Origin of the sequence: Streptomyces sp. MnatMP-M17 (assembly GCF_900091995.1) — a bacterium.
Lineage (GTDB): Bacteria > Actinomycetota > Actinomycetes > Streptomycetales > Streptomycetaceae > Streptomyces.
The window spans coordinates 1-3040 of the sequence record NZ_FMDK01000442.1 but is presented as its reverse complement, the minus strand read 5'-3'; the positions used below and the strand labels follow the sequence as shown (position 1 = coordinate 3040).

General features: G+C 70.5%; 3 protein-coding genes and 1 pseudogene. 1 reads left to right on the top strand and 3 read right to left on the bottom strand.

Annotation, left to right across the window (positions count from 1 at the left end; genetic code table 11):
* The first annotated feature begins 175 nt into the window (after positions 1-175).
* A complete protein-coding gene (locus GA0115259_RS19990; RefSeq protein ID WP_093598907.1) occupies positions 176-952 on the top strand; it encodes an SDR family oxidoreductase in 777 nt (258 codons plus the stop codon).
* Positions 953-1003: 51 nt separating this feature from the next.
* Here GA0115259_RS19990 and ligD read toward each other — a convergent pair whose 3' ends face one another.
* From ligD to GA0115259_RS19975, 3 genes and pseudogenes are all read right to left on the bottom strand, one after another.
* Positions 1004-1966, bottom strand: a complete 963-nt coding sequence (gene ligD, locus GA0115259_RS19985; RefSeq protein WP_237540236.1) for a non-homologous end-joining DNA ligase — start codon at positions 1964-1966, stop codon at positions 1004-1006.
* Positions 1967-2087: 121 nt separating this feature from the next.
* Positions 2088-2381, bottom strand: a pseudogene (locus GA0115259_RS19980) (aldo/keto reductase); the annotation flags it as partial.
* Between the two features lie 31 nt (positions 2382-2412).
* Positions 2413-3040: class I SAM-dependent methyltransferase (locus tag GA0115259_RS19975; protein ID WP_093598901.1), on the bottom strand; the 628-nt coding region annotated here is incomplete at its 5' end.

Sequence of the window (3040 nt, the reverse complement as noted above, 5' to 3'; positions counted from 1 at the left end):
TGGCGGCTGGCGGCTGAGGAGCTTCACCGGCAACCGAGTTACCGCGGCGGGCCGTGGTCCTGCCTACGTCGATGGTCCGCGCCCTTCCGCCTCTGGCGCTGCGGGGCGGGCCGGGCGGTGGTGTGCTGGAAGTGTTTGGAAACAGATCGACACCGTCTCGGAAGGTGTGCTCATCATGTCCACTCAGAACCCTGCCAAGCCCCTGCACGGCCGCGTCGCGGTCATCACCGGCGCTTCCAGCGGTATCGGCGAGGCCTCGGCCGAGCATCTGGCGGCGCTGGGCGCGAAGGTCGCGGTGCTGGCGCGGCGCGCGGAGCGGCTTGACGATCTGGTCACCCGGATCGACAAGAACGGCGGCACCGCGCTGGCGCTCACCGCCGACGTGACCGAGGCCGAGGAGGTGCTGGGCGCCGCCGACCAGGTGGAAGCCGAGCTGGGCAGCGCGGACCTGCTGTTCAACAACGCTGGTGTCATGCTGCCGGCCCCGATCGAGGAGCTGCGTACCGACCAGTGGCGGCAGCAGATCGACGTCAATATCACCGGGCTGATGAACACCATCGGCGCGTTCACGCCGCAGCTCGTCAGGGCCGCGGGCGAGCGCGGTGTGGCGGATCTGATCAACACCGCGTCGATCGCGGCGCAGAACATCTTCCCGAACTTCGCCGTCTACTCCGGTACCAAGGCCTACGTCACGCACCTCTCCCGGCATCTACGGGTCGAGCTGGGCCCGAAGAACGTCCGGGTGGCCGCGATCGAGCCGGGCATCGTCGGTACGGAGTTGCAGAGCCATGTCACCGACCAGGGCGCGCAGGACTGGCTGGCCGGTTCCAAGGAGACGATGGAATGGCTCACCCCGGAGGACATCGCGGAGACCGTCGGCTTCATCGCCACACAGCCGCCTCGGGTGAACCTCCAGCAGGTGACGATCATGCCGACCGGTCAGTCGAGCTGACGCGTAAAGACAAGCGACAAGGCCGCGACAGGGCACCCTCGCGGGCACGGGTCAGCCGCCGAGTTCGTCACGCGTCAGATCGCTCCTCAGCCGGTGCCACACCGGGCTACGGAGACGGCCCGCCGCCGTCCAGCCGGCCATGGTGATCTCGGCGACGAGCCGGGGCTCGACCCAGTGCGCGGGCAGGTCCACCGGGTTGACGAAGGGCGAGGTGTCGCGCGGGATGACCGCCAGGAGCCGGGCGAGATCATGCCGTTCGAGCGCCGAGAAACCCGACCCGACGGACCCGACATAACGGAGCCCTTCCGGCACCTCCACACCGGCCAGGACCGCGCCCGGGAGACCGGCGATCCCGCCGCGGCCCTCCGTCCAGCCGCCGATGAGGACGTCCTGCGCGGGTGTGTGCTTGATCTTGCGCCACTGGTCGGAGCGGATGCCGGGCGTGTACGGCGACAACAGCCGCTTCGCGACCAGGCCCTCGAATCCGGCCCGCAGCGTGATGTCCCACGCCCGCTGTCCATGGCCGACCGCATAACCGGGCACCGACGAGTGAGGGCCCACGAGTCCCAGTCCGGACAGGAGCGATCTGCGGTCCCGGTACGGGAGCGCCAGCAGCGGTCTGCCGTCGAGATGCATGACATCGAACAGCACCAGATGGACGGGATATCTCACGGCCAGTTGAGCCGCCCTGCGCGGGTTCACCACGCCCAGCCGGCGTTGCAGCAGACCGAAATCGGGACGGCCGTCGGCCAGGGCCACGACCTCGCCGTCGAGCACCGCCGCCCGGCCGCCGAGCAGCCGGCCGAACTCGGCGAGTTCGGGATACCGGGCGGTCACGTCGTCGCCCGCGCGCGTACTCAGCCGCAGCGACCCGTCGCCCGCCACCGCGACGACACACCGCGCACCGTCCCACTTGGTCTCGAACGCCCACTCCGCTTCCTCTCCGACACCGGGCAGCGGGCCGGGTGTGGCCAGCATCGGCCGGATGACGGGAAGCGGTTCGAGCGGCTCCATACCTTCGATGGTCACGCCGTTCGCAGGCGCCCGCATCGGAGACGCCCGGATCGCAGACGCCCGCCTCGGAGGCTCTCGTAGCCGAGGCGCTCTCGTAACGGCGCCCTCCCAACGGAGCCGGTCAGGCTGCCGCCGGCCTGATGCCGATCCTGGCCGATATACGCGCCGGCTCCGCGTCGTCGGAGACGCCCTGGAAATCGGCGCGCGGTGTGTACGGGGCCTCCAGGTCGGCCACCTCGTCCTCGGTCAGCTCGATCTCCAGCGAGGCCACGGCGTCGTCCAGATGGGACGGCTTGCTCGCGCCCACGAGCGGCGCGACGACGACAGGGGTGTGGCGCAACCACGCCAGCGAGATCTGCGCCCGGCTGACACCGCGGTTCTTGGCGACCGCCGCGACCGCGTCGATGATGGCGCGGCGCTACCGGAGAGGTCTCCGGCAGGCAATATCACCCTCTCGCGGAATCCAACGGACCGGACGGATCCAACGGCCCCGACGGAACGGACAGGTTCCAGACGCGCGCGGGCGGCACATTGGCCCATACAGTCCGGTAACCGGTGGCGTGGGCCCGCTGGAACGAGTCGAGTACATGCGCCACTCCGCCATGCCGCGCCAAGCTGCGCGAGGATCCCGTCAGCGCCCGCAGCCGAGCGGTGCCGCGATAGCCGAAGTACGTCAGATGCCCGCCGGGCCTGAGCGCCGAGAGGTACTGCGTCAACAGGTCGGAGACCTCCTCCGGGTGGAAATTGGCGAACGGCAGCCCGGAGACGATCACGTCGTACCGCGCCTCGGAATCGATCTCCGCCACCGGCCTGGCGATCAGACCGATGCGCTCCCGGTGGACCGCCAGCCGTGGATCCGTCCGCAGATCCGCCTCCAGCACCCGCGCGAAGCGAGGGTTGGACTCGACCAGATCGAGCGTGTCGTCGGGGCCCAGCAGATCGGCCAGCACCCGCGAGACCGCACCGGTCCCGGCGCCGACTTCGAGTACGGCGCGTGGCCGCCCGGCAGGGCGCGCCAGCGGCGCGGCGAGTGCCTCGGCGAGGCGCCGGCCGCTCGGCGTCACGGCCCCGGTC

Coding starts and splice junctions, on each gene's coding strand:
- GA0115259_RS19990 (WP_093598907.1), top strand. CDS start 176: ATGTCCACTCAGAACCCTGCCAAGCCCCTGCACGGCCGCGTCGCGGTC.
- ligD (WP_237540236.1), bottom strand. CDS start 1,966: ATGGAGCCGCTCGAACCGCTTCCCGTCATCCGGCCGATGCTGGCCACA.